General features: G+C 71.8%; 19 protein-coding genes. 9 read left to right on the forward strand and 10 right to left on the reverse strand.

Going from position 1 to position 22,698, the window contains the following annotated elements; genetic code table 11:
• Window positions 1–26 precede the first annotated feature (26 nt).
• The 3 genes from lspA to IF20_RS16150 all read left to right on the forward strand — a co-directional run bounded on the left by lspA (window position 27) and on the right by IF20_RS16150 (window position 3,410).
• Window positions 27–629 carry a signal peptidase II gene (gene lspA, locus IF20_RS16140; protein ID WP_052865844.1) on the forward strand — a complete coding sequence of 201 codons (603 nt, stop codon included), beginning with the start codon at window positions 27–29 and terminating at the stop codon, window positions 627–629.
• A gap of 128 nt (window positions 630–757) precedes the next feature.
• Entirely contained in the window at window positions 758–1,699 is a 942-nt protein-coding gene (locus tag IF20_RS16145) for an RluA family pseudouridine synthase (protein WP_052865845.1), read from the forward strand.
• Between the two features lie 136 nt (window positions 1,700–1,835).
• Complete coding sequence (locus tag IF20_RS16150) at window positions 1,836–3,410, forward strand: Na+/H+ antiporter (protein ID WP_407702514.1); 1,575 nt, start codon at window positions 1,836–1,838, stop codon at window positions 3,408–3,410.
• A gap of 52 nt (window positions 3,411–3,462) precedes the next feature.
• Here the strand turns inward: IF20_RS16150 and IF20_RS16155 are convergent, their stop codons facing one another.
• Window positions 3,463–4,542, reverse strand: coding sequence for a mechanosensitive ion channel family protein (locus tag IF20_RS16155; protein WP_052865847.1), 1,080 nt, complete (start codon window positions 4,540–4,542; stop codon window positions 3,463–3,465).
• A 55-nt stretch (window positions 4,543–4,597) separates the two neighbouring features.
• On the opposite strand from IF20_RS16155, the gene IF20_RS16160 reads away from it, so the two are divergent.
• A complete protein-coding gene (locus tag IF20_RS16160) occupies window positions 4,598–5,227 on the forward strand; it encodes a dienelactone hydrolase family protein (RefSeq protein WP_052865848.1) in 630 nt (209 codons plus the stop codon).
• Between the two features lie 49 nt (window positions 5,228–5,276).
• Here the strand turns inward: IF20_RS16160 and IF20_RS16165 are convergent, their stop codons facing one another.
• From IF20_RS16165 to IF20_RS16185, 5 genes are all read right to left on the reverse strand, one after another.
• The gene (locus IF20_RS16165; protein ID WP_052865849.1) at window positions 5,277–6,929 is read right to left on the reverse strand and encodes an alkaline phosphatase D family protein; all 1,653 of its coding nucleotides are present in this window, start codon (window positions 6,927–6,929) and stop codon (window positions 5,277–5,279) included.
• Window positions 6,930–7,054: 125 nt separating this feature from the next.
• Window positions 7,055–7,900, reverse strand: coding sequence for a thioredoxin domain-containing protein (locus tag IF20_RS16170; RefSeq protein ID WP_052865850.1), 846 nt, complete (start codon window positions 7,898–7,900; stop codon window positions 7,055–7,057).
• Between the two features lie 127 nt (window positions 7,901–8,027).
• On the reverse strand, window positions 8,028–8,861 hold the full coding sequence (locus IF20_RS16175) for a thioredoxin domain-containing protein (protein WP_052865851.1): 834 nt from the start codon (window positions 8,859–8,861) through the stop codon (window positions 8,028–8,030).
• Window positions 8,862–8,986: 125 nt separating this feature from the next.
• On the reverse strand, window positions 8,987–9,649 hold the full coding sequence (locus IF20_RS16180) for a hypothetical protein (protein ID WP_052865852.1): 663 nt from the start codon (window positions 9,647–9,649) through the stop codon (window positions 8,987–8,989).
• 89 nt (window positions 9,650–9,738) lie between these two features.
• Window positions 9,739–11,085, reverse strand: coding sequence for a DUF2252 domain-containing protein (locus IF20_RS16185; protein WP_052865853.1), 1,347 nt, complete (start codon window positions 11,083–11,085; stop codon window positions 9,739–9,741).
• A gap of 180 nt (window positions 11,086–11,265) precedes the next feature.
• Here IF20_RS16185 and dnaE point away from each other — a divergent pair, with 180 nt between their 5' ends.
• Window positions 11,266–14,808 (forward strand): DNA polymerase III subunit alpha, encoded by a 3,543-nt coding sequence (gene dnaE, locus IF20_RS16190; RefSeq protein ID WP_052865854.1) that lies wholly within the window; start codon window positions 11,266–11,268, stop codon window positions 14,806–14,808.
• A 76-nt stretch (window positions 14,809–14,884) separates the two neighbouring features.
• Here dnaE and IF20_RS39205 read toward each other — a convergent pair whose 3' ends face one another.
• Window positions 14,885–15,055, reverse strand: a complete 171-nt coding sequence (locus IF20_RS39205) for a hypothetical protein (protein WP_199896623.1) — start codon at window positions 15,053–15,055, stop codon at window positions 14,885–14,887.
• Between the two features lie 275 nt (window positions 15,056–15,330).
• On the opposite strand from IF20_RS39205, the gene IF20_RS16195 reads away from it, so the two are divergent.
• The 4 genes from IF20_RS16195 (at window position 15,331) to IF20_RS16210 (ending at window position 19,387) form a co-directional block, all read left to right on the forward strand.
• On the forward strand, window positions 15,331–16,662 hold the full coding sequence (locus IF20_RS16195) for an NYN domain-containing protein (RefSeq protein WP_052865855.1): 1,332 nt from the start codon (window positions 15,331–15,333) through the stop codon (window positions 16,660–16,662).
• A gap of 115 nt (window positions 16,663–16,777) precedes the next feature.
• Window positions 16,778–17,752, forward strand: a complete 975-nt coding sequence (locus IF20_RS16200) for an ABC transporter ATP-binding protein (protein WP_052865958.1) — start codon at window positions 16,778–16,780, stop codon at window positions 17,750–17,752.
• Between the two features lie 43 nt (window positions 17,753–17,795).
• Window positions 17,796–18,614 carry an ABC transporter permease gene (locus tag IF20_RS16205; protein WP_407702515.1) on the forward strand — a complete coding sequence of 273 codons (819 nt, stop codon included), beginning with the start codon at window positions 17,796–17,798 and terminating at the stop codon, window positions 18,612–18,614.
• Window positions 18,615–18,691: 77 nt separating this feature from the next.
• On the forward strand, window positions 18,692–19,387 hold the full coding sequence (locus IF20_RS16210) for a DUF2567 domain-containing protein (protein ID WP_052865857.1): 696 nt from the start codon (window positions 18,692–18,694) through the stop codon (window positions 19,385–19,387).
• A gap of 243 nt (window positions 19,388–19,630) precedes the next feature.
• On the opposite strand, the gene ybaK is transcribed toward IF20_RS16210, so the two are convergent.
• The 3 genes from ybaK to IF20_RS16225 all read right to left on the reverse strand — a co-directional run bounded on the left by ybaK (window position 19,631) and on the right by IF20_RS16225 (window position 22,594).
• Window positions 19,631–20,131 carry a Cys-tRNA(Pro) deacylase gene (ybaK, locus tag IF20_RS16215; RefSeq protein WP_052865858.1) on the reverse strand — a complete coding sequence of 167 codons (501 nt, stop codon included), beginning with the start codon at window positions 20,129–20,131 and terminating at the stop codon, window positions 19,631–19,633.
• A 15-nt stretch (window positions 20,132–20,146) separates the two neighbouring features.
• On the reverse strand, window positions 20,147–20,920 hold the full coding sequence (locus IF20_RS16220) for an LON peptidase substrate-binding domain-containing protein (RefSeq protein WP_052865859.1): 774 nt from the start codon (window positions 20,918–20,920) through the stop codon (window positions 20,147–20,149).
• A gap of 75 nt (window positions 20,921–20,995) precedes the next feature.
• Complete coding sequence (locus IF20_RS16225) at window positions 20,996–22,594, reverse strand: hypothetical protein (protein ID WP_052865860.1); 1,599 nt, start codon at window positions 22,592–22,594, stop codon at window positions 20,996–20,998.
• Window positions 22,595–22,698: the final 104 nt, after the last annotated feature.

The following is a 22,698-nucleotide window of genomic DNA, read 5'->3' on the forward strand; positions in this document are numbered from 1 at the left end:
GAAACGACGGGCCGAGGGACTCACACGTGGCAGAGGCGGAGCGCATCACCGGTACGCCGGAATCCGGGCCGGAGCCCGGGCAGGGGGACGGCGGAGAGGCCGGGCAGGCCGCGGCGGAAGCAGGCGCCACGGCGGCGCCGCGCAAGCGGCGGCGGATCACCGCGCTGCTGGTCGTCGCGCTGATCGTGTACCTGCTGGACCTCGGCAGCAAGCTGCTGGTGGTGGCGAAGCTGGAGCACCACGCGCCGGTCCAGGTGATCGGCACGCTGTTGCAGTTCGAGGTGATCCGCAACCGCGGTGCCGCCTTCAGCATGGGCGAGGCGCTGACCATCTTCCTGACCCTGATCGCCGTCGCGGTGATCGTGGTGATCTTCCGGGTCGCCCGCAAGCTCTACAGCCTGCCCTGGGCCATCGCGCTCGGCCTGCTGCTGGGCGGCGCATTCGGCAACCTCACCGACCGGCTCTTCCGCTCGCCGGGCGTCTTCCAGGGCGCGGTCGTCGACTTCATCGCCCCCGCGCACTTCGCGGTCTTCAACCTCGCCGACTCCGGGATCGTGTGCGGCGGCATCCTGATCGTGCTGCTCTCCTTCCGCGGCCTGGACCCGGACGGCACCCTCCACAAGGACTGACGCCGGTTCCGGACGGTGCGGAGTTTCCGGACGGTGTGGAGCGTCGGTCGGCACCGGTTCGGGGAGGGTTTTCCACAGGCGGGGGCGGGGCCGACGGGAGTGTCCGCGGGGACTGCCATACTCGAGGGGTGAGCACGATTCCCGAGATCCGCACCCTGCCCGTACCGGACGGCCTGGAGGGCGAGCGCGTCGACGCCGCGCTGGCCCGCATGTTCGGCTTCTCCCGTACGAAGGCGGCAGAGCTGGCCGCCGCCGGCAAGGTCCGGGTGGACGGGGCCGAGGTGATGAAGTCCGAGCGGGTGCACGGCGGCGCCTGGCTCGAAGTGGAGATGCCGCAGGCCGCGGCGCCGGTGGAGATCGTCGCCGAGCCCGTGGAGGGCATGGAGATCGTCCATGACGACGACGACATCGTCGTGATCATGAAGCCGGTCGGCGTGGCGGCCCACCCCAGCCCGGGGTGGAACGGCACCACGGTGATCGGCGGCCTGGCCGCCGCCGGATACCGCATCTCGACCTCCGGTGCCGCCGAGCGCCAGGGCATCGTGCACCGCCTGGACGTCGGCACGTCGGGCCTGATGGTCGTGGCGAAGTCGGAGCGGGCGTACACCTCCCTGAAGCGCCAGTTCAAGGAGCGCGTCCCGGAGAAGAAGTACAACGCGCTGGTCCAGGGCCACCCGGACCCGATGAGCGGCACGATCGACGCGCCCATCGGCCGCCATCCGCAGCACGACTACAAGTGGGCGGTCACCGCCGACGGCAAGCCGTCCGTCACGCACTACGACCTGATCGAGGCGTTCCGCGCGGCCAGCCTGCTGGACATCAAGCTGGAGACCGGGCGTACGCACCAGATCCGCGTGCACATGTCGGCGCACCGCCACCCCTGCGTCGGCGACCTCACCTACGGCGCCGACCCCACCCTCGCCAAGCGCCTCGGCATCACCCGCCAGTGGCTGCACGCCGTGCGGCTGGGCTTCGAGCATCCCGCGGACGGCCGCTGGGTGGAGTTCGAGAGCGAGTACCCCGAGGACCTTCAGCGCGCCCTGGACCGGGTGCGGGCCGAGAGCGCCTGAGGCCGGCGGCCGTCCCCGTACGGCCGCTTCCGCCGGGCCCGCCGACGGGCGTTTCCCGGACTTCATGGCAGGCTTGATCAGTGATCGACTGATTTCGAAGCTCCGGAGCGTGCCTGCCGTGGACCAGCTGGCCCTGATGTTCGTCCTGCTGCTGGGGGCCGTGCTCATGGTCCCGCTCGGCGACCGGCTGGGTCTGCCGTCTCCGGTGCTGATGACCCTGGCGGGCGCCGTGCTGGCCCTGCTGCCGTTCGTCCCGAACGTCGAGGTGCCGCCGGAGTTCATCCTCCCGCTGCTGCTGCCGCCCCTGCTGTACGCGGCGGTGCAGCGCACCTCCTGGCGCCAGTTCACCGCCAACATCAGGCCGATCTTCCTGCTCGCGGTGGCGCTGGTCTTCGCGACCACCGCCGCCGTCGCGGCCGTCGCGCACAGCGTCGTCCCCGGCCTGCCGGTGGCTGCGGCGGTGGCGCTCGGCGCGCTGGTGGCACCGCCGGACCCGGTCGCCGCGACCGCGGTCGCCGGCAAGCTCGGGCTGCCCCGCCGCCTGGTGTCGATCCTGGAGGGCGAGGGCCTCTTCAACGACGTCACCGCGATCGTGCTGTACCACGTGGCGCTGGCCGCCGCGGTCTCCGGCGAGTTCTCCGCGCCGTCCGCGGTCGGCCAGCTGCTGCTCTCGGCCGTGGTGGCGATAGCGGTCGGCGTGGTGCTCGGCTGGCTGGCCAACAAGCTGATGGAGGTCGTCGACGACGCGACGCTGCAGGTCGGACTGACGCTGCTGGTGCCGTTCGTGGCGTATGTGCTCGCCGAGGAGCTGCACGGCTCGGGCGTGCTCTCGGTGCTCACCGCGGCGCTCTTCCTCGCGCACTACGCCGCCGACGCCGACGACGTGATGGGCCGGCTCGCCGGACACACGTTCTGGGAGGTCGTCGACACCCTGGTCACCGGCGTCGCCTTCGGCCTGATCGGCCTGGAGCTGCACAACATCTTCGGCACCGCGTCCGGACACTGGAAGCAGCTGCTGGGCGCCTGCGGCGCGGTCATCGGCGTCGTGGTGGGCCTGCGGCTGCTGTGGCTGCTGCCCGCCGCGTGGCTGGCCCAGCGGCTGCACCGGCACAGCATCGCGGAGGAGATCCCCACCAGCTGGCGGGAGACCATCGTCATGTGGTGGTCCGGGATGCGCGGGGTGGCGTCGGTGGCGCTGGCGCTGGCCATTCCGTTCGAGGTCGACGGCGGCAAGGCGTTCCCGGCCCGCGACGAGATCCTCTTCATCGCCTTCGCGGTGGTGCTGGCCACCCTCGTGGTGCAGGGCCTGACGCTGCCCTTCCTCGTCAAGAAGCTGGGGGTGCGGGCCGACACGGACGCCGAGGACGCGCTGGAGCGCGAGCTCGCCGTCCGTGTGGTCAAGGCCTCCAAGCGGCGGCTGAAGGAGATCGTGGCGGAGGAGGAGCTGTCCGACGAGGTCGTCGAGCGGCTGTCCCGGAGCACGTACGAGATGGGCGCCCGCATCTCGCCGGACATCGTGGACGACGAGCGGCGCGAGGGCTACGACAAGCGCATCGCGCGCGTGAAGAAGGTCCAGCGCATCCAGGGCGAGCTGCTGTCGGCCGCGCGCCACGAGGTGCTCTCGGCGCGGTCCGAGCCCGGCTCGGACCCGGAGGTCGTGGACCGGGTGCTCCGCCACCTCGACGTCCGCAGCCTGCGCACACCGTCCTGACCGAGCCCGCTGAAACGCTCCTTCTGCCGCGTCCGCCGAGCCCGCTGAAACGCTACTTCTCCAGCGTGGGCCCGGTCCGCCCCTCGGCGGACTCCAGCGTGGGCGCGGGCGCGGTCGAGACGCGCGGCAGCGCGTACGGGTGCGCGTCCCGCAGCCACGTGATCATCTGTTCGCGCACCTCGCAGCGGACCGTCCAGATCGCGTCCGCGTCCCGGGCGGTCACCAGCGCGCGCACCTCGATGGTGGTGGGCGTGGTGTCGGTGACCACCAGGGTCTGCGCCCGGCCGTCCCAGGCGTCGGAGTTCTTGAGGATCTCCTGCAGCTTCTCGCGCATCTCCTCCACGGGCGCACGATGGTCGAGCTGGAAGAAGACGGTGCCGGTCATCTGCGCCCCGCCGCGCGACCAGTTCTCGAACGGATTGCTGGTGAAGTAGGAGACCGGCATGGTGATCCGGCGCTCGTCCCAGGTCCGTACGGTCAGGAAGGTGAGGGTGATCTCCTCGACCGTGCCCCACTCGCCGTCGACCACGACCGTGTCGCCGATCCGCACCATGTCGCCGAAGGCGATCTGCAGGCCGGCGAAGAGGTTGCCCAGCGTGGACTGGGCGGCGACACCGGCGACGATGCCCAGCACGCCGGCCGAGGCGAGCATCGAGGTGCCCACGGTGCGCATCTCCGGGAAGGTCAGCAGCATCGCGGCCACGGCGACGACGGTGACCACCGCGGTGACCACCCGCTGGATCAGCGTGACCTGGGTGCGCACCCGGCGGACGCGGGCGGCGTCGCGGGCGCCCGCCGCGTACCTGGAGTACGAGGACTCCACGATCGCGGCCGAGACCCGGATCGCCAGCCAGGCGGTGGCGGCGATCAGGATCAGCGACAGCAACTGGCCGATGCCGGCGCTGTGCTCGTCGATGATCTTCAGCTCGGTGCGGTCGAACGTCCCGCGCAAAAGCGCCGTCAGGAGCACCACCTGGAGCGGGATCCGGCAGCGCCGCAGCAGACCCCACAACGGGGTGTCCGGGCGCGCGGCATCGGCCCGGCGCATCGCCAGGTCGGCCGCCCACCCCAGGGCGAGCGTGAGGGCGACGGAGCCGCCCACGACGATCAGCGGACGCAGTACGTCCTCCATGGACACGTGATCCCTCCTGGTCGGAGTCCGCTTCCTGTCGACCGTAACTGGCACGATGGGAGGAGTGCGATCCATCGACAGGGAAGTGAAACCAGTGACCGGCTCCGCGGCTCCTCAAACCGTCATTCTGTTCCATTCTGTGTACGGGCTGCGGCCGGCCGTACAGGCCGGGGCCGAGCGGCTGCGTGCCGCGGGCCACGAAGTGATCGTTCCCGACCTGTTCGACGGGCGTACCGCCGACACCATCGAGGACGGCATCGCGATCAAGGACGAGCTCGGCAAGGACGAGCTGCTGCGGCGCGCGGTGGTGGCCGCGGCCCCGTACTCCGAGCGCGGGCTGGTCTACGCGGGCCTGTCCTTCGGTGGTTCCGTGGCGCAGAACCTCGCGCTGGCCGACGCGAAGGCGCGCGGCCTGCTGCTGCTCCACGGCACCTCCGACATCGCCGACGACGCGGCCGTGGACGACCTGCCGGTGCAGCTGCACGTGGCCGACCCGGATCCCTTCGAGCCGCACGACTGGCTGAACGCCTGGTACCTCCGCATGCAGCGGGCCGGCGCCGACGTGGAGGTCTACCGCTACCCCGGCGCCGGGCACCTCTTCACCGACGACGGGCTGCCGGACCACGACAAGGAGGCCGCCGAGAGCGCCTGGCAGGTGGGGCTGGGCTTCCTCGCGAGCCTGTAGCCCCAAGCCCCACAGGCCGGGCGCCGCCCGGCGGCCGGACGGAGTCCGCTCAGGCCACCGGCCCGTCGGCCCGCTCCACGCGCTGGGTGCCGCTCAGCGTGCGGTACGAGCGCTGCCACGACGACGTGGCGTCCGGGTCCGCCTTGTCGGAGACGGCGTAGTAGTCCATCTGCGTGCGCTCGGCCGTGACGTCGAGGACGCCGTAGCCGTGGCTGTCCATGTCCACCCATTTCACGTGGCGGTTGGCGGCCCGGACCGCGGCGGCGGCGGGCAGCGACAGGGTGTGCGGGGCGACGTGCAGGGTGTCGTCGAGGTTGTCGGAGGTCACCGAGGTGACGACGAACTCGGTGGCCACCGGCGCCTGGCCCGGGTACGTCGCGGCCTTCAGCGGCACGTCGTTGGCCCAGGCCATGTGGATGTCGCCGGTGAGGAAGACGGTGTTGCCGATGGACCGGTCGCTGAGGTGCGTCAGCAGCTCGCGCCGGTCGTCGGTGTAGCCGTCCCACTGGTCGGTGTTGATCGCCAGCCCCTCCTTGGGCAGGCCCAGCACCTCGGCGAGCGGCTCCAGCAGGTGCGCGGGCACGGAGCCGAACGCCACCTGCGAGATCATCACGGAGGTGCCGACCAGCCGCCAGGCCGTCGCGGACCGCGTGAGCCCCGCCTTCAGCCAGTCCAGCTGGGCCCGCCCGGTGATCGTGCGGCCGGGGTCGTCGGCCTTCCCGCTGCCGATCGGCGCCTGCTCGTCGCGGAAGCTGCGCAGGTCCAGCAGGTGCAGGTCGGCGAGCGTGCCGAACTGCAGACGGCGGTAGGTGGTGCCGGCGGTGGACGGGCGTACCGGCATCCACTCGAAGTACGCCTGCTTGGCCGCGGCCATCCGCGCCGCCCAGTCGCCCTCGGTGCCCGGCGTGTGGTTCTCCGCGCCGCCCTGCCAGGCGTTGTCGGCGAACTCGTGGTCGTCCCACATCGCGATCACCGGGTGCGCGGCGTGCATCGCCTGCGCGTCCGGGTCGGTCTTGTGGGCGCCGTGGCGTATCCGGTAGTCGGCGAGGGAGATGATCTCGTGGCCCGGCTGGTGCGGCCGGACCACGTACTTCAGGGCCGGGTACTCGCCGGTCTTGTACTCGTAGAGGTAGTCCCCGAGGTGCAGCACCGCGTCCAGGTCGGTGCGGGCCGCGAGGTGCCGGTACGGCGAGAAGTATCCGGACTCCCAGTTGGCGCAGGAGACCACGCCGAAGCGGACGCCGGTCACCGCGGAGCCCGCGGCGGGCGCGGTGCGGGTGCGGCCCACGGGGGAGTGGACGCCGAGCGCGGTGAAGCGGAAGAAGTAGGTGGTGGCGGGCGAGAGGCCCCGTACGTCCGCCTTGACGGTGTGGTCGGTGGCCGCCGAGGTGGTCGCGGTTCCCCGCGCGACCACCTCGGTGAAGCCCTTGTCGGTGGCCACCTGCCAGTCCACCGCGGTGGCCGGGCCCCTGCCGGAGCCCGGCAGCGCGTCGGCGGTGGGGGTGAGGCGGGTCCACAGCAGGATGCCGTCGGGCAGCGGGTCGCCGGAGGCGATGCCGTGCTGGAAGGGGGCCGCCTCGGTGGCACTGCCGGTCCGTTCGGCGGCGCGCGCGGTGGCGGCGGTGCCGAGGGGCAGCAGGGCGGCGGTGGCGGCTACGGCCGTGACGGCGGTACGGCGCGAGATCTGGTCATGATCGGTCACGGCCGATCACCCTACTGGCTGGTAAGTGACCTGAGGGGTACGGATTCCATCGAATTCATGAACCCGTGCCCCCGGTCACCGCGGCGGGCGCCCCCGACGGCGGCCGGGGCGCCGCGCCCCGGGCGTCACTTCTGCGCCGGGCCGAACTCCTTGTCGATCATCTTCTTGAAGTTGGCCTGCGCGAGCTTGTTGTACTGCGCCTGCGTCATCTGCTGCTGCGGGATCGGCGCCATCTCCAGCTTCTTGTCGCCGTGCATGAAGGTCGGGGTGCCCTTGACGCCCTTGCGGCCGAACAGCCCGGCCATTTCCATCGCCCAGCGGTCGTACGTGCCGTCCTTGACCGCCCGCTCGAACTTCGCGTCGCCCTTCAGCTCCGGCACCTGGTCGGCGACCTTCAGCAGCGCGGAGTCCTTGGCGTAGGTGTCCGTGCTCTCCTCGGGGTGGTTCTTCAGCGAGTACAGCGCCTCCTTGTAGTGGAGGAACGCCTCGGGGCTCTTGTTCAGCGCGGCGCCCAGCGCGCTCAGCGCGTTCTTGGAGCCCTCGCCGCCGCCCATGTCGTCGATGAACGCGTACATCGTGTAGCGGACCTTGTAGCGGCCGTCGTCGATGTCCTTGAGCAGCACCTTGCCGGTGGACTGCTCGAAGGCCGCGCACGCCGGGCAGCGGACGTCCTCGAACACCTCCAGGGTGTCCTTGGCGTTCTTGTCGCCGATGAGGATCTCGGTGCCGTTCTTGCCCTGCGTGTGCGCGGGCTGCACCAGCTTCGCCTCTTTGGCGGCCTCCCAGCCGGTGGGCTGGTTGGCCTTCATCACGGCGTAGCCGATGCCGCCGGCGATCACCAGGACGCCGAGCACGCCACCGGCCACGACGAGCTGGCGGCGGAGCCTCGCGCGCTTCTTCTCCCGCTCCCGTTCCGCGCGGATGCGCTCCCGGGCTGCGGACTTGGCGGCCTGGCTGTTGCGGTTGCTCATGCGGTCCCCTCCATGGCGGGGAGTCTGCCACGGGGGCCGGCCGGCGCGGGGTCAAGATTCGGCAACGGCCGGCGGACGTACGGGACGAATGCCGCCCGTCCGTCCACCGGTCGCCGCCGGGGCCCCGTTACTTCTTGAGGTTCTTCGCCACCAGGGAGTTGAAGACGGCGGGCGTCGACGGGGCGCTCTGCCCGTCGGGGGAGAGCAGCTTGTCGTTCAGCTTGATCGTCGGCGTGCTCCGGATGTCCTTCGCCTTGTTGAACGCGTCGGACATCGTCAGCGCCCAGCGGTCGTACGTGCCGTCCTTCAGGGCCTTCTGGAACGCCTTGTCGCCCTTCAGCTCCGGCACCGTGTCCGCGACCTCGATCAGGTAGGCGTCGTCGGCGAACTTGTCCGGGCCGGTCTCCTCCGGGTGGTACTTCTTCGAGTACAGCGCGTACTTGTACTTGAGGAACGCCTCGGGGCTCTTGTTCAGGGCGGCGCCCAGGGCGCTCACCGCGTTCTTGGAGCCGGTGCCCTGCAGGTTGTCGTCGAGGAAGGTGCCGAGGTGGAAGGTGGCCTTGTACTTGCCGTCGGCGACGTCCTTCTCGACGATGTCGCCCACGTTCTGCTCGAAGTTGGCGCAGCCGGGGCAGCGCGGGTCCTCGTACAGCGAGAGCGTGTTCTTCGCGTCCTTCTCGCCGATGGTGACGGTCGTGCCGTCGCTGCCGGTGGTGTGCGCGGGCTTGACCAGCTTGGCGTTCTTGGCCTTGGCCCAGGTGTCCTCCGGGCTGCCGTCGCCGCCACCGCCGGACTTGGCCACGGCCAGCCCGATGCCGCCGGCGATGGCCAGCACCACGACGATCGCGCCGCCGACCGTCAGCTGACGGCGCACCTTGTCCTTCTTGGCCTGCCGCTCGCGCTCGGCGCGCAGCCGCTCACGCGCTGCCTGCTTGTTGGCCTGGCTGTTGCGGTTGCTCATGATCGGGTTGCTCCTGGGGTCTGCTGTGCCGGGGCGGCGCCGGAGACGGCGTGCCGTGCCCCGTACGGGGATACGGAAGGGGACCGGTGGCCCGCGGAGCAGAGACCTGTGGTGGGCGCAGGTGCTCAGGCCGCGAGCGAGCAGGAGGGCGGTCCCCGGCGTACGACGCAGTGCACGAGCAGGGGGAGGGAGCGCGGGGGAGCGGTGGCCGGCACGGGCGGTACGGCCCGGCGGCGCGGGGCGCGGCCGGCGCCGAGCACCGCGACGGCGATCAGCAGCGGCCGCAGCGCGAAGACGGCCAGCGCGCCCGGCAGCCGGGCCAGCGCCGCCTCGCCGCGGCGCAGCCAGGCGGCGGCCAGCAGCCCGACGGCGACGTGCGTGGCGAGCAGCAGCAGCCAGGTCGCCGCGGGGGCCGGCTGGTGCCCGGCGGCCCGGGCCAGCGGGGTGCCGACGTCGCCGCCGCGGCAGAGCAGGTCCACGCCGAGCGAGCGGAGCGGGCCGGCGACGGGGCCGCCGGCCGCGCCGTAACAGGCGTGCTGGCCGATGCTGAAGACCGTGTCGGCGGTCAGCTCCAGCGGCACCAGCAGGGCCGCGATCGGCCCGAAGCGCCGCTCCCGGCCGGCCAGCGCGTACGCGAGCACGAAGACGGCGGCGGCGAGCGCGGCCACCGTCGTCAGCGGCAACGGCATCCGGGAGAGCAGCACATGGGAGGCGGCGGACAGCGTCACGCACAGCGCTGTGAAGAGCGCCGCACGCAGTGCCCTCAGGTGTGCTGCCGACATGTCCATCGAATTCGAGTCTGCCATGGGCCGGGATAAGCGCCGCTTAAGGGGGTTCTGTGAATCGGGGCGGGGCCCCGCCGGGGCGGCCCCGTGGATCACAGGCCCGGTATGCGGCCGTTGCGGAAGAGGTCGACGAAGATCTGGTGGTCGCGGCGGGCCCGGGAGCCGTAGCCGTGCGCGAAGTCGACCAGCAGCTGCGCGAAGCCCTCCTCGTCGGCGGCGATGGCCGCGTCGATCGCGCGCTCCGTGGAGAACGGCACGAGCGAGTGGCCGCTCTCGTCGTCCGCCGCCGCGTGCATCGCGGCCGTCGCCCGGCCCAGGTCGGCGACGACCGCCGCGATCTCCTCGATCTCGTCGATGTCGGACCAGTCCAGGTCCACGGCGTACGGCGAGACCTCGGCGACCAGCTGGCCGCGCCGGCTTCCGTCCTCTTCGATCTCCGTCCAGCCCAGCCACGGGTCGGCGTGCGCCTGCAGCGCGCGCTGGGAGATCACCGTGCGGTGTCCCTCGTGCTGGAAGTAGGCGCGCACCGCGGGGTCGGTGATGTGCCGGGAGACCGCCGGGGTCTGCGCCTGCTTCATGTAGATCACGACGTCGTTCTCCAGGGCGTCGCTGTTGCCCTCCAGCAGGATGTTGTACGAGGGCAGGCCGGCCGAGCCGATGCCGATGCCGCGCCGCCCCACCACGTCCTTGACGCGGTAGGAGTCCGGGCGGGCGAGGCTGGCCTCCGGCAGCGTCTCCAGATAGCCGTCGAACGCCGCGAGGACCTTGTAGCGCGTCGCCGCGTCCAGCTCGATGGCGCCGCCGCCGGGGGAGAAGCGCCGCTCGAACTCGCGGATCTCCGTCATCGAGTCCAGCAGGCCGAAGCGGGTGCGCGCGCGGGCGTCGCGCAGCGCGTCCAGCAGCGGGCCCTGGGCGGTGTCCAGGGTGAAGGGCTGGACCTCGTCGCCCTTGGCGCCCGTGGCCAGCGCGTGGATGCGCTCCCGGTAGGCGGCGGCGTAGGTGCGCACCAGGTCGGTGATCTGCTTGTCACTGAGCGCCTTGGCGTACCCGATGAGCGCCACGGAGGCGGCGAAGCGCTTGAGGTCCCAGGTGAAGGGGCCGACGTAGGCCTCGTCGAAGTCGTTGACGTTGAAGATCAGCCGGCCGGTGGCGTCCATGTACGTGCCGAAGTTCTCCGCGTGCAGATCGCCGTGGATCCACACCCGGGAGGTCCGCTCGTCCAGGTACGGGCCGGTGTCCTTGCCCGCCTCCAGGTCCTTGTAGAACAGGCAGGCCGTGCCGCGGTAGAAGGCGAAGGCGGAGGCGGCCATCTTGCGGAACTTCACGCGGAAGGCCGCGGGGTCGGCGGCGAGCAGCTCTCCGAAGGCGGTGTCGAAGACGGCGAGTATCTCGTCGCCGCGCTGGGCGGCGTCCTGCGCCGGGGCGTGCTGGGTCGACATCGCTGGTTGCCTCCTGGGGCCCGTGCGGGGGCCATCTGTTTTCGGACGGATGCTCTGTGACTGACAACGCGCGAGGCTACCTGCGCGTGCCCGGGGAGGGGCTCGATTGTCAGCTCGGAGTCGTAGACTTCCAGACCGTCTCCCCTTCCTGTCACGAGTCGTTCCCGGAGGTCCTCCGCCGTGGCCAAGCCGCCGTTCACGCACCTGCACGTTCACACCCAGTACTCGCTGCTGGACGGTGCCGCGCGGCTCAAGGACATGTTCAAGGCCGCCAATGAAATGGGCATGACGCACGTCGCCATGTCCGACCACGGCAACCTGCACGGCGCCTACGACTTCTTCCACTCGGCGCAGAAGGCGGGTGTCACGCCGATCATCGGCATCGAGGCGTACGTCGCCCCGGAGTCCCGGCGGACCAAGCGCAAGATCCAGTGGGGCCAGCCGCACCAGAAGCGCGACGACGTCTCCGGTTCCGGTGGTTACACCCACAAGACGATCTGGGCGGCGAACAAGACCGGTCTGCACAACCTCTTCAAGCTCTCCTCCGACGCCTACGCCGAGGGCTGGCTGCAGAAGTGGCCGCGGATGGACAAGGAGACCATCTCCCAGTGGTCCGAGGGGCTGATCGCGTCCACCGGCTGCCCCTCCGGTGAGCTGCAGACCCGGCTCCGCCTCGGTCAGTACGAGGAGGCCAAGAAGGCGGCGGCCGAGTACCAGGACATCTTCGGCAAGGACCGGTACTTCCTGGAGCTGATGGACCACGGCATCGAGATCGAGCGCCGGGTGCGCGAGGACCTGCTGAAGATCGGCAAGGAGCTCGGCATCCCCCCGCTGGTCACGAACGACTCGCACTACACCTACTCGCACGAGGCGAGCGCGCACGACGCCCTGCTCTGCATCCAGACCGGCAAGAACCTCTCGGACCCCGACCGCTTCCGCTTCGACGGCACCGGCTACTACCTCAAGTCCACGGAGGAGATGTACGCCATCGACTCCTCCGAGGCGTGGCAGCAGGGCTGCGACAACACCCGGCTGATCGCCGACATGATCGACACCACCGGGATGTTCGAGAAGCGCGACCTGATGCCGAAGTTCGACATCCCCGAGGGCTACACCGAGGTGACCTGGTTCAAGGAGGAGGTCCGCCGGGGCATGGCGCGCCGCTTCCCGAACGGCGTCCCCGAGGACCGGCAGCGGCAGGCCGAGTACGAGATGGACATCATCCTGCAGATGGGGTTCCCGGGGTACTTCCTGGTCGTCGCGGACTTCATCATGTGGGCGAAGAACAACGGCATCGCGGTGGGCCCGGGCCGTGGCTCCGCGGCCGGCTCGATCGTCGCGTACGCCATGGGCATCACTGACCTCGACCCGATCGAGCACGGGCTGATCTTCGAGCGGTTCCTGAACCCCGAGCGTGTCTCCATGCCCGATGTCGACATCGACTTCGACGAGCGTCGGCGCGTCGAAGTGATCCGGTACGTCACCGAGAAGTACGGCGCCGACAAGGTCGCCATGATCGGCACGTACGGCAAGATCAAGGCGAAGAACGCGATCAAGGACTCGGCCCGTGTGCTGGGCTACCCGTACGCGATGGGTGACCGGCTCACCAAGGCGATGCCCGCCGACGTCCTCGGCAAGGGCATCGACCTGGACGGCATCACCAACCCGGAGCACCCGCGCTACAGCGAGGCCGGCGAGATCCGGTCGATGTACGAGAACGAGCCGGACGTGAAGAAGGTCATCGACACCGCCAAGGGTGTGGAGGGCCTGGTCCGGCAGATGGGTGTGCACGCGGCCGGCGTGATCATGTCCAGCGAGCCGATCGTGGACCACGCCCCGCTGTGGACGCGGCACACGGACGGCGTGACGATCACGCAGTGGGACTACCCGCAGTGCGAGTCGCTCGGCCTGCTGAAGATGGACTTCCTGGGCCTGCGCAACCTCACCATCATGGACGACGCCCGCAAGATGGTGGAGGCCAACAAGGGCGTCAAGCTGGACCTCCTGGAAATCCCGCTGGACGACCCCAAGACGTATGAGCTGCTCTGCCGGGGCGACACGCTCGGCGTCTTCCAGTTCGACGGCGGCCCGATGCGTTCGCTGCTGCGCCAGATGCAGCCCGACAACTTCGAGGACATTTCCGCCGTCTCGGCCCTGTACCGGCCGGGCCCGATGGGCATGAACTCCCACACCAACTACGCGGAGCGGAAGAACGGCCGCCAGGAGATCACGCCGATCCACCCGGAGCTGGAGGAGCCGCTCAAGGAGGTCCTGGGCCTCACCTACGGCCTGATCGTCTACCAGGAGCAGGTCCAGAAGGCCGCCCAGATCGTCGCCGGGTACTCGCTCGGCGAGGCGGACGTCCTCCGCCGAGTCATGGGCAAGAAGAAGCCCGAGGAGCTGGAGAAGAACTTCGTCCTCTTCCAGGCGGGCGCCCGGAAGAACGGCTTCTCGGACGAGGCCATCCAGGCGCTGTGGGACGTGCTGGTCCCGTTCGCCGGCTACGCGTTCAACAAGGCGCACTCCTCCGCGTACGGCCTGGTCACGTACTGGACCGCGTACCTCAAGGCGAACTACCCGGCCGAGTACATGTCCGCGCTGCTCACCTCGGTGCGCGACGACAAGGACAAGTCGGCGGTCTATCTGAACGAGTGCCGCAAGATGGGCATCAAGGTCCTCCCGCCGAACGTCAACGAGTCCGAGCCGAACTTCGCGGCCCAGGGCGACGACGTGATCCTCTTCGGCCTCTCCGCGGTCCGCAACGTCGGCACGAACGTCGTCGAGGCGATCATCCGCGCCCGCAAGGCCAAGGGGAAGTTCTCCTCCTTCCCGGACTACCTCGACAAGGTCGAGGCGGTGGTCTGCAACAAGCGCACCACCGAGTCGCTGATCAAGGCCGGCGCGTTCGACGAGCTGGGCCACACCCGCAAGGGCCTGATGGCGCACTACGAGACGATGATCGACAACGTCGTGCAGGTGAAGCGCAAGGAGGCCGAGGGGCAGTTCGACCTCTTCGGCGGGATGGGCGACGACGCCGACGACGGCGGCCCCGGCTTCGGCCTGGACGTGGAGTTCTCCGACGTCGAGTGGGACAAGACCTACCTGCTCGCGCAGGAGCGGGAGATGCTGGGTCTGTACGTCTCCGACCACCCGCTGTTCGGTCTTGAGCACGTACTGTCCGACAAGGCGGACGCCGCGATCGCGCAGCTCACCGGCGGCGACTACTCCGACGGCTCCATCGTCACCATCGGCGGCATCATCTCGGGCCTCCAGCGGAAGATGACCAAGCAGGGCAACGCCTGGGCGATCGCCACCGTCGAGGACCTGGCGGGCTCCATCGACTGCATGTTCTTCCCGGCGACCTACCAGCTCGTCTCCACCCAGCTCGTCGAGGACGCGATCGTCTTCGTCAAGGGCCGGCTCGACAAGCGCGAGGACATCCCCCGCCTGGTCGCCATGGAGATGATGATCCCCGACCTCACGGACGCCGGCACGAACGCGCCCCTGACGATCACCATCCCAACGCTCAAGGTCACCCCGCCGCTGGTCGAGAAGCTCGGCGACGTGCTGAACCAGCACCGCGGCTCCACGGAGGTGCGGATCAAGCTCCAGGGCACGCGGAAGACGACCGTGCTACGCCTGGACAAGCACCGGGTCACCGCCGACCCCTCGCTCTTCGGCGACCTGAAGGTGCTGCTCGGCGCCTCCTGCCTGGCCGGCTGACCGGCCGCACGCCTCGCGCACGGAAGGGGCGCGCCCGGGAGACTCCCGGGCGCGCCCCTTCCGCCACGGCGCCGCGTCAGTTGTGCCCGAAGCGGCGCTCCCGGTGCTTGCGGGCGACGTCGCCCGGGTTCGCTTCGACCGCCGACTTCGCCTGTGCCTCCATCGCGGACTGCTGGGCCTGTTGCTGTCCGCGCTCGGCCTGGGCAGCTGCCTTCTGGTTACGGTCACGGTTCTTGTTCTTGGCCATGATCGTGCCTCCTGAGGGGGAACCCCGGTATCGGGGTCGAAGTCAGAGTTACATGCCGGGCATAAGGCTGCATTCTGGACAATTCTCTTGGGTGAGCCGGAGTGTCGGAGGCGGGATCCGGGCGCCGGCGGCGTAAAGCGCCACGCCGATGATCGAGTTCCGGCAGATAACCCCCGCCCGGTCGGGCAGACTCGAAGAAAGCCGAAGACACCTCAGCCATCAGGCCGAGCCGGGGGGCGACCGGACTGCAGGACCTCAAGGGAAGAGGGTGCAACGTGGATCGCTGCGTCGTCCTGGTGGACGCCGGATACTTGCTCGGCGCCGCCGCGAGCCTGCTGGCCGGCGAGCCCGCCCGGTCCCGGATCACCGTCGACCACGCCGCCCTCATCCAGGGCCTGCGGGAGCGCGCGGAGGCCGACACCGAACGGCAGCTGCTGCGCATCTACTGGTTCGACGGCGCCCCCGACCGGGTGCCCCAGCCCGAGCACCGCAGGCTGCGCGTGATGCCCCGGGTCACCGTACGGCTGGGCGCCCTGACCCGCAGCGACGGCCGCTGGGCACAGAAGGGCGTGGACGCGGCGATGCACGCCGAGCTGACCGAACTGGCCAGGAACCGCGCCTGCTCCGACATCGTTCTGGTCACCGGCGACGGCGACCTGCTGCCCGGCCTGATGTCGGCCAAGGAGCACGGCGTCGCCGTCCACCTCTGGGCCGTCCAGGCCGCCGACGGGGACTACAACCAGTCCGAGGACCTGGTCGCCGAGGCCGACGAACGCCGGGTCCTGGACCGCGCCTGGATCACCCGCGCCGTCCGCGCCAAGGACATCAGCGGGGTCTGCCCGCCGGCTTCCGTACCGCGCACCGAGATCGCCGCGATCCTCTCCGCGCCGCTCCCGGAGTCCGCCGTCGCCGCGGCGGCCGCCGCCTCCGCGGCCGACCGGGACGCCGGGGACCGCACCGAACGCAACGGCACCGCCCGCCCGGGGCCGGTCCCGCGCTCCGGGGCGCCCGACGGCGTCGCGGCCGCTGCCCCGGCCGGCGCCGACGGCACCTGCACGGTGGACCGGGACGCCGAGGCGGCGGCCGCCGGTGCGGCCGGCAAGGGCGTCCCCACCCCCAAGGACCTGGCGGGCCTCGGCAAGAACCACCCGACGCCGCCCGCCGGCACGCCGGTGCCCGCCGCCGCGACGCTGCGCTGGTCCTCCGACAAGGGCTGGATGGAGCGCACCGGCGGCCCGGTCGGCGAGCCCCCGGAGACCGCCTCGCTGCCCACCCTCGCCCAGCTGACCAGCGCCGAGCAGCGCTGGGCCGACCGCGAGGAGGACATCACCGCGGTCGGCGGCGACCCCTTCGAGGTCGGCCAGGTCTTCGCGCGCCGCTGGACCGAACGGCTCGCCGACACCGCACACCTCCAGCAGCTCTCCACGGAGTACCCGCGCATCCCGCACCGCATCGACGGCGAGCTGCTGCGCTACGCCGCCCGGTTCGGGCTGCTCGCGCACAAGGACGACCAGATCGACGAGCACGACCGGTACGCCATCCGGGCCGGGTTCTGGCGCGAGGTGGACCTGCGGACGGCCGCCGAGCACGCCCCGGCGGCCGACTGATCGGCGGCCGGGGCGGCCGCCCCGCGGACGGCGGACCCGGAGCGGGCGCGTACCCTCGTTCCTCGTGAGGACGGGCACACAGACGGGCACACGACGGGCCGCGGACGGCGGCACCGTGGTGGCCGTGCGGGATCTGGTCAAGACGTATCCCGCGGTGCGCGGGCGCCGCGGCGCCCCTGACGTACCCGCGGTACGCGCCAGTGACTCCATCGCCCTGGACATCCGGCGCGGCGAGATCTTCGGCCTGCTCGGCCCCAACGGCGCCGGCAAGTCCACCCTGGTACGCCAGCTCACGGGCCTGCTGCGCCCGGACTCCGGCAGCGTGACCGTGCTGGGCCACGACCTCGTGCGCCACCCCGAGCGCGCCGCCCGGCTGCTGGCCTACCTCGGCCAGGAGTCCACCGCGCTGGACGAGATGACCGTCTCGCTCGCCGTGGAGACCACCGGCCGGCTGCGCGGGCTGGACACCCGGACCGCGCGCGCCGAGCGGGACGCCGTCCTCGACGAGCTGGGCCTGGCCGGGATCGCCGGGCGCCCGCTGAAGAAGCTCTCCGGCGGGCAGCGGCGGCTGGCCTGCTTCGCCACCGTCCTCGTGGGCGAGCGCCCGCTGCTCGTCCTGGACGAGCCGACGACCGGCATGGACCCCGTCGCCCGGCGCGCCGTGTGGTCCGCCGTGGACCGGCGGCGCGCCGAGCGCGGGGCCACCGTCCTGCTCGTCACCCACAACGTCATCGAGGCGGAGACCGTGCTGGACCGGGTCGCGGTGATCGACCGCGGCCGGGTCATCGCCTGCGACACGCCCGGCGGCCTGAAGGAGATGGTGGGCGAGGAGGTGCGCGTGGAGCTGGTCTGGCGCGACCGCCCGCCGCTGGACGTGCCCGAGGTCGCCCGGCTCGGCGAGCACGCGCGCCAGGGCGGCCGGCGCTGGACGCTGCGGATGGCGCCGGACGAGGCGCGCGCCGCGGTGGCCGCGGTCACCGGCGGCCCCGCCTTCGCCGCGCTGGACGATTTCACCCTCGCCACGCCCAGCCTGGAGGATGTCTACCTCGCCCTGGGCGGGCGGACTGAGGAAGGCTTGGTGAAGGCGTGAGGGCGGCCCGGCCGGAACGGAAGAGGAGCGGCGCGGCGTGACAGTGGTTCCTGCGGAGGCGGTGACCGGCGAGCGGGCCGGCACCGGGTCCCGCGACGTCCCGGCGGCGGCCGAACTGGCGCCGCGCGCCCGGCTGCGCCCGGCGCTGGCCGCCGTCTACCGCGCGCAGCTCTCCCGGGCCCGGGTGGCCCGCATCCCGCTGCTGTTCGTCGCCACGTTCCAGTCCGTCGGGATCATGATCCTGATGCGCGGCGTGGCGGACGGCCCCGACGAGGCCCGGGCCGTGGTCGCCGGGTCCAGCGTGCTGGTCGTGGCGTTCGTGGCGCTGAACCTGCTCGCGCAGTACTTCGGCCAGCTGCGGGCCGGCGGCGGCCTGGACCACTACGCCACGCTGCCCGTGCCGCCCGCCGCCGTGGTACTGGGCGCCGCCGCCGCGTACGCCTCCTTCACCGTCCCCGGCGCCGTGGTCACCGCGGTGGCCGGCAGCGTCCTCTTCCAACTGCCGCTGGCCAACCTCTGGGTGCTCGTCGCCGTCATCCCGCTCTCCGGCGCGGCCCTGTCGGGCCTGGGGGCGGCGCTCGGGCTGCTCGCGCCCCGCCAGGAGCTGGCCACGCTCCTCGGTCAGCTGGGCATGTCGGCGGCGCTGCTGCTGGGCGTGCTGCCCGCCGACCGGCTGCCCGCCCTCATCGCGTACGCGCGTGACCTGCTGCCCTCCACGTACGGCGTGGAGGCGCTGGCGCACAGCTTCGACGCGCACCCGAACTGGCTGCTGATCCTGCTCGACCTGGGCGTGTGCGCGGCGGTCGGCGTGCTCTCGCTGTCCGTGGCGACCTGGGCGTACCGCCGGGCGGCCGTACGGTGACCGGGCGGAGCGGGGCGACCGGCCCCGAGGAGCGTCCTGCCGCCGGTGGGAGAGCCGGGACCTGGCACGATGGCGGGGTGAGTGCACCGCTGACCCCGCCCGACCGTCCGTCGAACCAGCAGCCGGGGGACACCCGAGACCCGTGGCCCCGGCCCGCGACCGAGGAGGACCACGTGCCGACGTCCCCGCAGGAGTACGGCGGGTCCGACGCCCGCCCCCTTGACGGGGACGGCGGACCGGGCCTGCGCGGCGAGCTGCGCGAGGCCGTGCTGATCGTGCTGGTCACGACGGTGTGCGGGGCGCTGCTCGGGGTGTTGTGGGCCTGGCTGGCGCCGCATGTGCCGCTGATCTCGGACGGCAAGGCCGTCTACCTGAAGAACGCCGAGGGCGAGGAGTCGATCGGCGCGGACGGCACGTTCCTGCTGCTCGGCTTCGCGCTGGGCGTGGTGAGCGCCGCGGTCGTCTTCCTGTGGCGGCGGCGCGGCGGCGTGCCGCTGGTGGTGGCGCTGGTGGTCGGCGGCCTGCTGGCCTCGGTGCTCGCCTGGCGGCTCGGGATGCTGCTGGGCCCCGAGCAGGACGTGGTCGCGCACGCCAAGGCGGCCGGCAAGGGCGTCGCCTTCGACGCGCCGCTGCGGCTCCAGGCCAAGGGCGCGCTGCTGGCCTGGCCGATCGGGGCGGTGCTGGTGAACCTCCTGCTGACCGGCGCTTTCGGTCCGCGCGACCCGGAGCCGTTCGTCCCGGACTGGCACGCGCCGCAGCCGCCCAGGGACTGACGTACCGGGTGACCCGCGCCACGCGCGCCGGTCACCCGGGGGGTCGGCGTGCCGGCCTCGACCGCCGTTCTCGGGCGGCTACGCCGGCCGGCGGCCGTGGTTCGCGCGGCCCTTCTTGATGCGCCACTTGCGTTTGCGGGTCTTCTTCGACACAGGGACCTCCTCGGTCGGTCCCTACGGGTACTAGTCGCGCCCGCCGAGGGCGTAAAGGGGGCTCGTCGGTCAGACCCGGCCGATCGGAGGTCAGGCCCGGCCGATCGGGGCGAAGACCGCGTCGGTGAGGGCGGCCAGGTCCGCGGGGGACAGCTCGATCTCCAGGCCGCGGCGGCCCGCCGAGACGCAGACGACCGGCAGCTTCTCGGCCGAGGCGTCCAGGACCGTGCGGAGCTTCTTGCGCTGGCCCAAGGGGGAGATGCCGCCGCGTACGTAACCGGTGGTGCGCTCCGCGAGCGCCGGGTCGGCCATCGTGGCGCGCTTGCCGCCCACCGCCGCGGCCAGCGCCTTGAGGTCCAGCGAGCCGGAGACGGGCACGACGGCCACGGTGAGCATGCCGTCGACGTCCGCCACGAGCGTCTTGAAGACCTGGTCGGGGGAGACGCCCAGCGCCTCGGCCGCCTCCTCGCCGTACGAGGGGGCCGCCGGGTCGTGCACGTAGGCGTGCGTGGTGAAGGGGACGCCCGCGCGGGTCAGGGCCACCGTCGCCGGGGTGCCGCCCTGTGTGCCGTTCTTGGACTTCTTCGCCAACGCCTCGGCCTCGTGTCAGTTGGGGTGGGTCTGCTGCCGGGTGAGGTCCACGGCCGGCAGCGACGGGAGCTTACCGATCACCGCGGTCTCCTGGCGCAGCATTTTCAGCTCCTGGGCCAGCCGGTTGGCGGTGTCCGGCGCCTCCAGCAGCTGCTGCTTGCGGGGGACGTCCAGGACGGTCGCCGCCGCCACCAGGTACGAGAGGACGGCCGGATCGTCCGGCAGCTCCTGGGAGCTGGTCACCGTGCGCTCGTTCGCCCAGGCCAGCTTCTTCTGGTACGTGCGGAACGCCCGCTCCACGCCGGTGGCGAGCGCGCCCGCGCCGTCGCCTTCCGCCTCCTCCAACGGCTCGATCTCGCCGGTGAGGTAGGGCCCGGAGGCATCGACGGAGAGCAGTCGGAAGCGGGTGGTGCCGGTGGTCAGCACCTCGAAGGCGGTGTTCTCGTCGCTGCCCTCGGGGGCCGGGCCCGCCGCCGTGCTCTTCTCCTGGATCGTCGCCGCGTCCGCGATGCAGCCGACCGGGTGGAAGGCGCGCATGGGGTCGTCACCGAAGCCGGCGGCCGCGCCCCGGTCGGGGACGGCGGTGGTGTCGGGCATGCCCGGGGCGGTCGCCGCGACCTCCCGCCCGTCGCGGATCGCGACGACTCCGAAGCGGCGCTCGTCCTCCGGGAGGTCGAGCAGGTCCCGCATCAGTGCGCGGTACCGCGCCTCGAACACGTTCAGCGGGAGCACGAGTCCCGGGAACAGCACCGAGTTCAGCGGGAAGAGCGGTAGGCGCACGGAGGTCACAGCCCGTAAGCCTAAATGGTCGGCGGCGCCCCGGGAGGGGCCGGGCGTCACAGGAGTGTTTCCCGGCCCCGCGGACTACTGGCGCCGCAGCAGCCGGGAGGCGCCGGCGGCGACCGTGGTGGCCAGCACCCAGCCCGCCAGGATCATCAGCGCGGCGGCCCACTGGGAGCCGCCCTCGGGCCGCCAGTAACTGTCCTGGTTGAGGTCGATGACCGGCAGCAGGAGGTCCAGGGAGTACAGGTACGGGTTCCACAGCGGCGTCTCGCCGGGCTTGAGGGCGTGCGGCGGGTTCTGCGAGAAGAAGACCGTGCCCACCGCCCACAGGACGGCCATCCACACGGCGGCGCGGCCGGGCCGGTACCCGTAGGCCACCGTCCAGTCCTGCAGGAAGCCCCAGGCCTTGCCGGCCAGGGGCAGCGTCTCCCGGCGTCTGCGCTGCTTGGCGAGGAGGACCTCGCGCGCGTCGGCGTCCTCGCCGCTGCTGCGGAGCGCGGCGGCGAGCATCTCGTACGGCTCGGGGGCGTACTCCGGGGTGGCCGCCGCCACCCACTGCAGGCGCAGCGAGAGCGGGAAGTGGCCGCGGGGGATCAGCGTCTCGTAGGCGAAGCCGGCCATCCACAGGCCCCCCAGCCCCGGCCAGCTGGTCGACTTGTCGACCAGGTTGACCACTCTCGCGCCGGAGAGGATGACCCGGCCGCGCTGCGGGCGCTCGCCGAGGAAGCGCAGCTCGGGGGTCTGGATGCGGCGCATCGACAGTTCCTGGTCGGACTCCAGGACGAAGCGGGCCTGGTCCAGGTCGACGGCGTCGCCGAAGCGGCCGTCGTCCAGCCGCATGCCGCCCTCGCACTCGAAGCGCTGCATGCGGGTGCCGCGCGCCGGGGTGGCGGTGATGCCGTACGGGGGAGTGGCGCTGCCGGCGACCGAGCCGGTGAGCCCGGCGGCGGTGAGGTAGAGGGTGCGCTCGACGGTGAGCTGCGGGGCGTTCAGCGCCCGGCGGCCGTAGGGATTGCTCAGCCGGCTGCCGCGCAGGCTCAGCGACACGCCGACGGTCGCGCCGCGCAGCGTCAGCTCGCCGTAGGACTCCATCATCTCGGCCTGCAGGTCCTGGGCCACGGTCAGGCCGTCGGCGGTGATGGACCGGCCACGCCGGTCCTTGTGCACCACGGCTTGGTTCAGCATGAGGTCCGTGCCGATGTGCGCGTCGGTGAGCCGGATGCCGTTCTGCACGACACAGCGCGGCAGGTGCAGGTCACCCTCGGTGTGCAGGCGGGCGGCCTCCAGCCGGGGGATGGCGCAGTTCACCATCCGCAGCGTCGTGAAGCGGCTCTCGGGGAGCGTGACCTCGCGTTCGAAGCGGCAGTCGCGCAGTTCCACAAATGGCTCGATCGTGCCCCCCGCGAGGTCGAGGGAGTCGGTGATGAACGCGCCGGTGAGCTTCAGCGCGGAGACCCGGCCGGGCTGGGCCGGCGGGCCGTCCAGGAGGAGCAGCGCGACGATCCGGGCACGTACCGTGCGCTCGGCGCCCCACGTGTGGCGGCCGTGCGGATCGTTGCGCGCCGGGTCGTCGGTGCGCAGATCGCACGTGCTGCCGTTGCGGAACGCCTGCCACAGGGCCCATTCCGCCGGGCTCAGGTCCAGATCGGACGGCGCGTCGCCGTCGGCGGAGTCGGTCACCGCGGCATCCCCCTCTCGTTCCCGGCCACGCCGTCCGGGCGTCGCCGTCTCTTCTTGCGTACCGGGCGTCTCATGCGTCCCGCCGCGCCCCCTCGGCACCCCAT

This window comes from Streptomyces niger (assembly GCF_000718305.1).
GTDB lineage: Bacteria > Actinomycetota > Actinomycetes > Streptomycetales > Streptomycetaceae > Streptomyces > Streptomyces niger.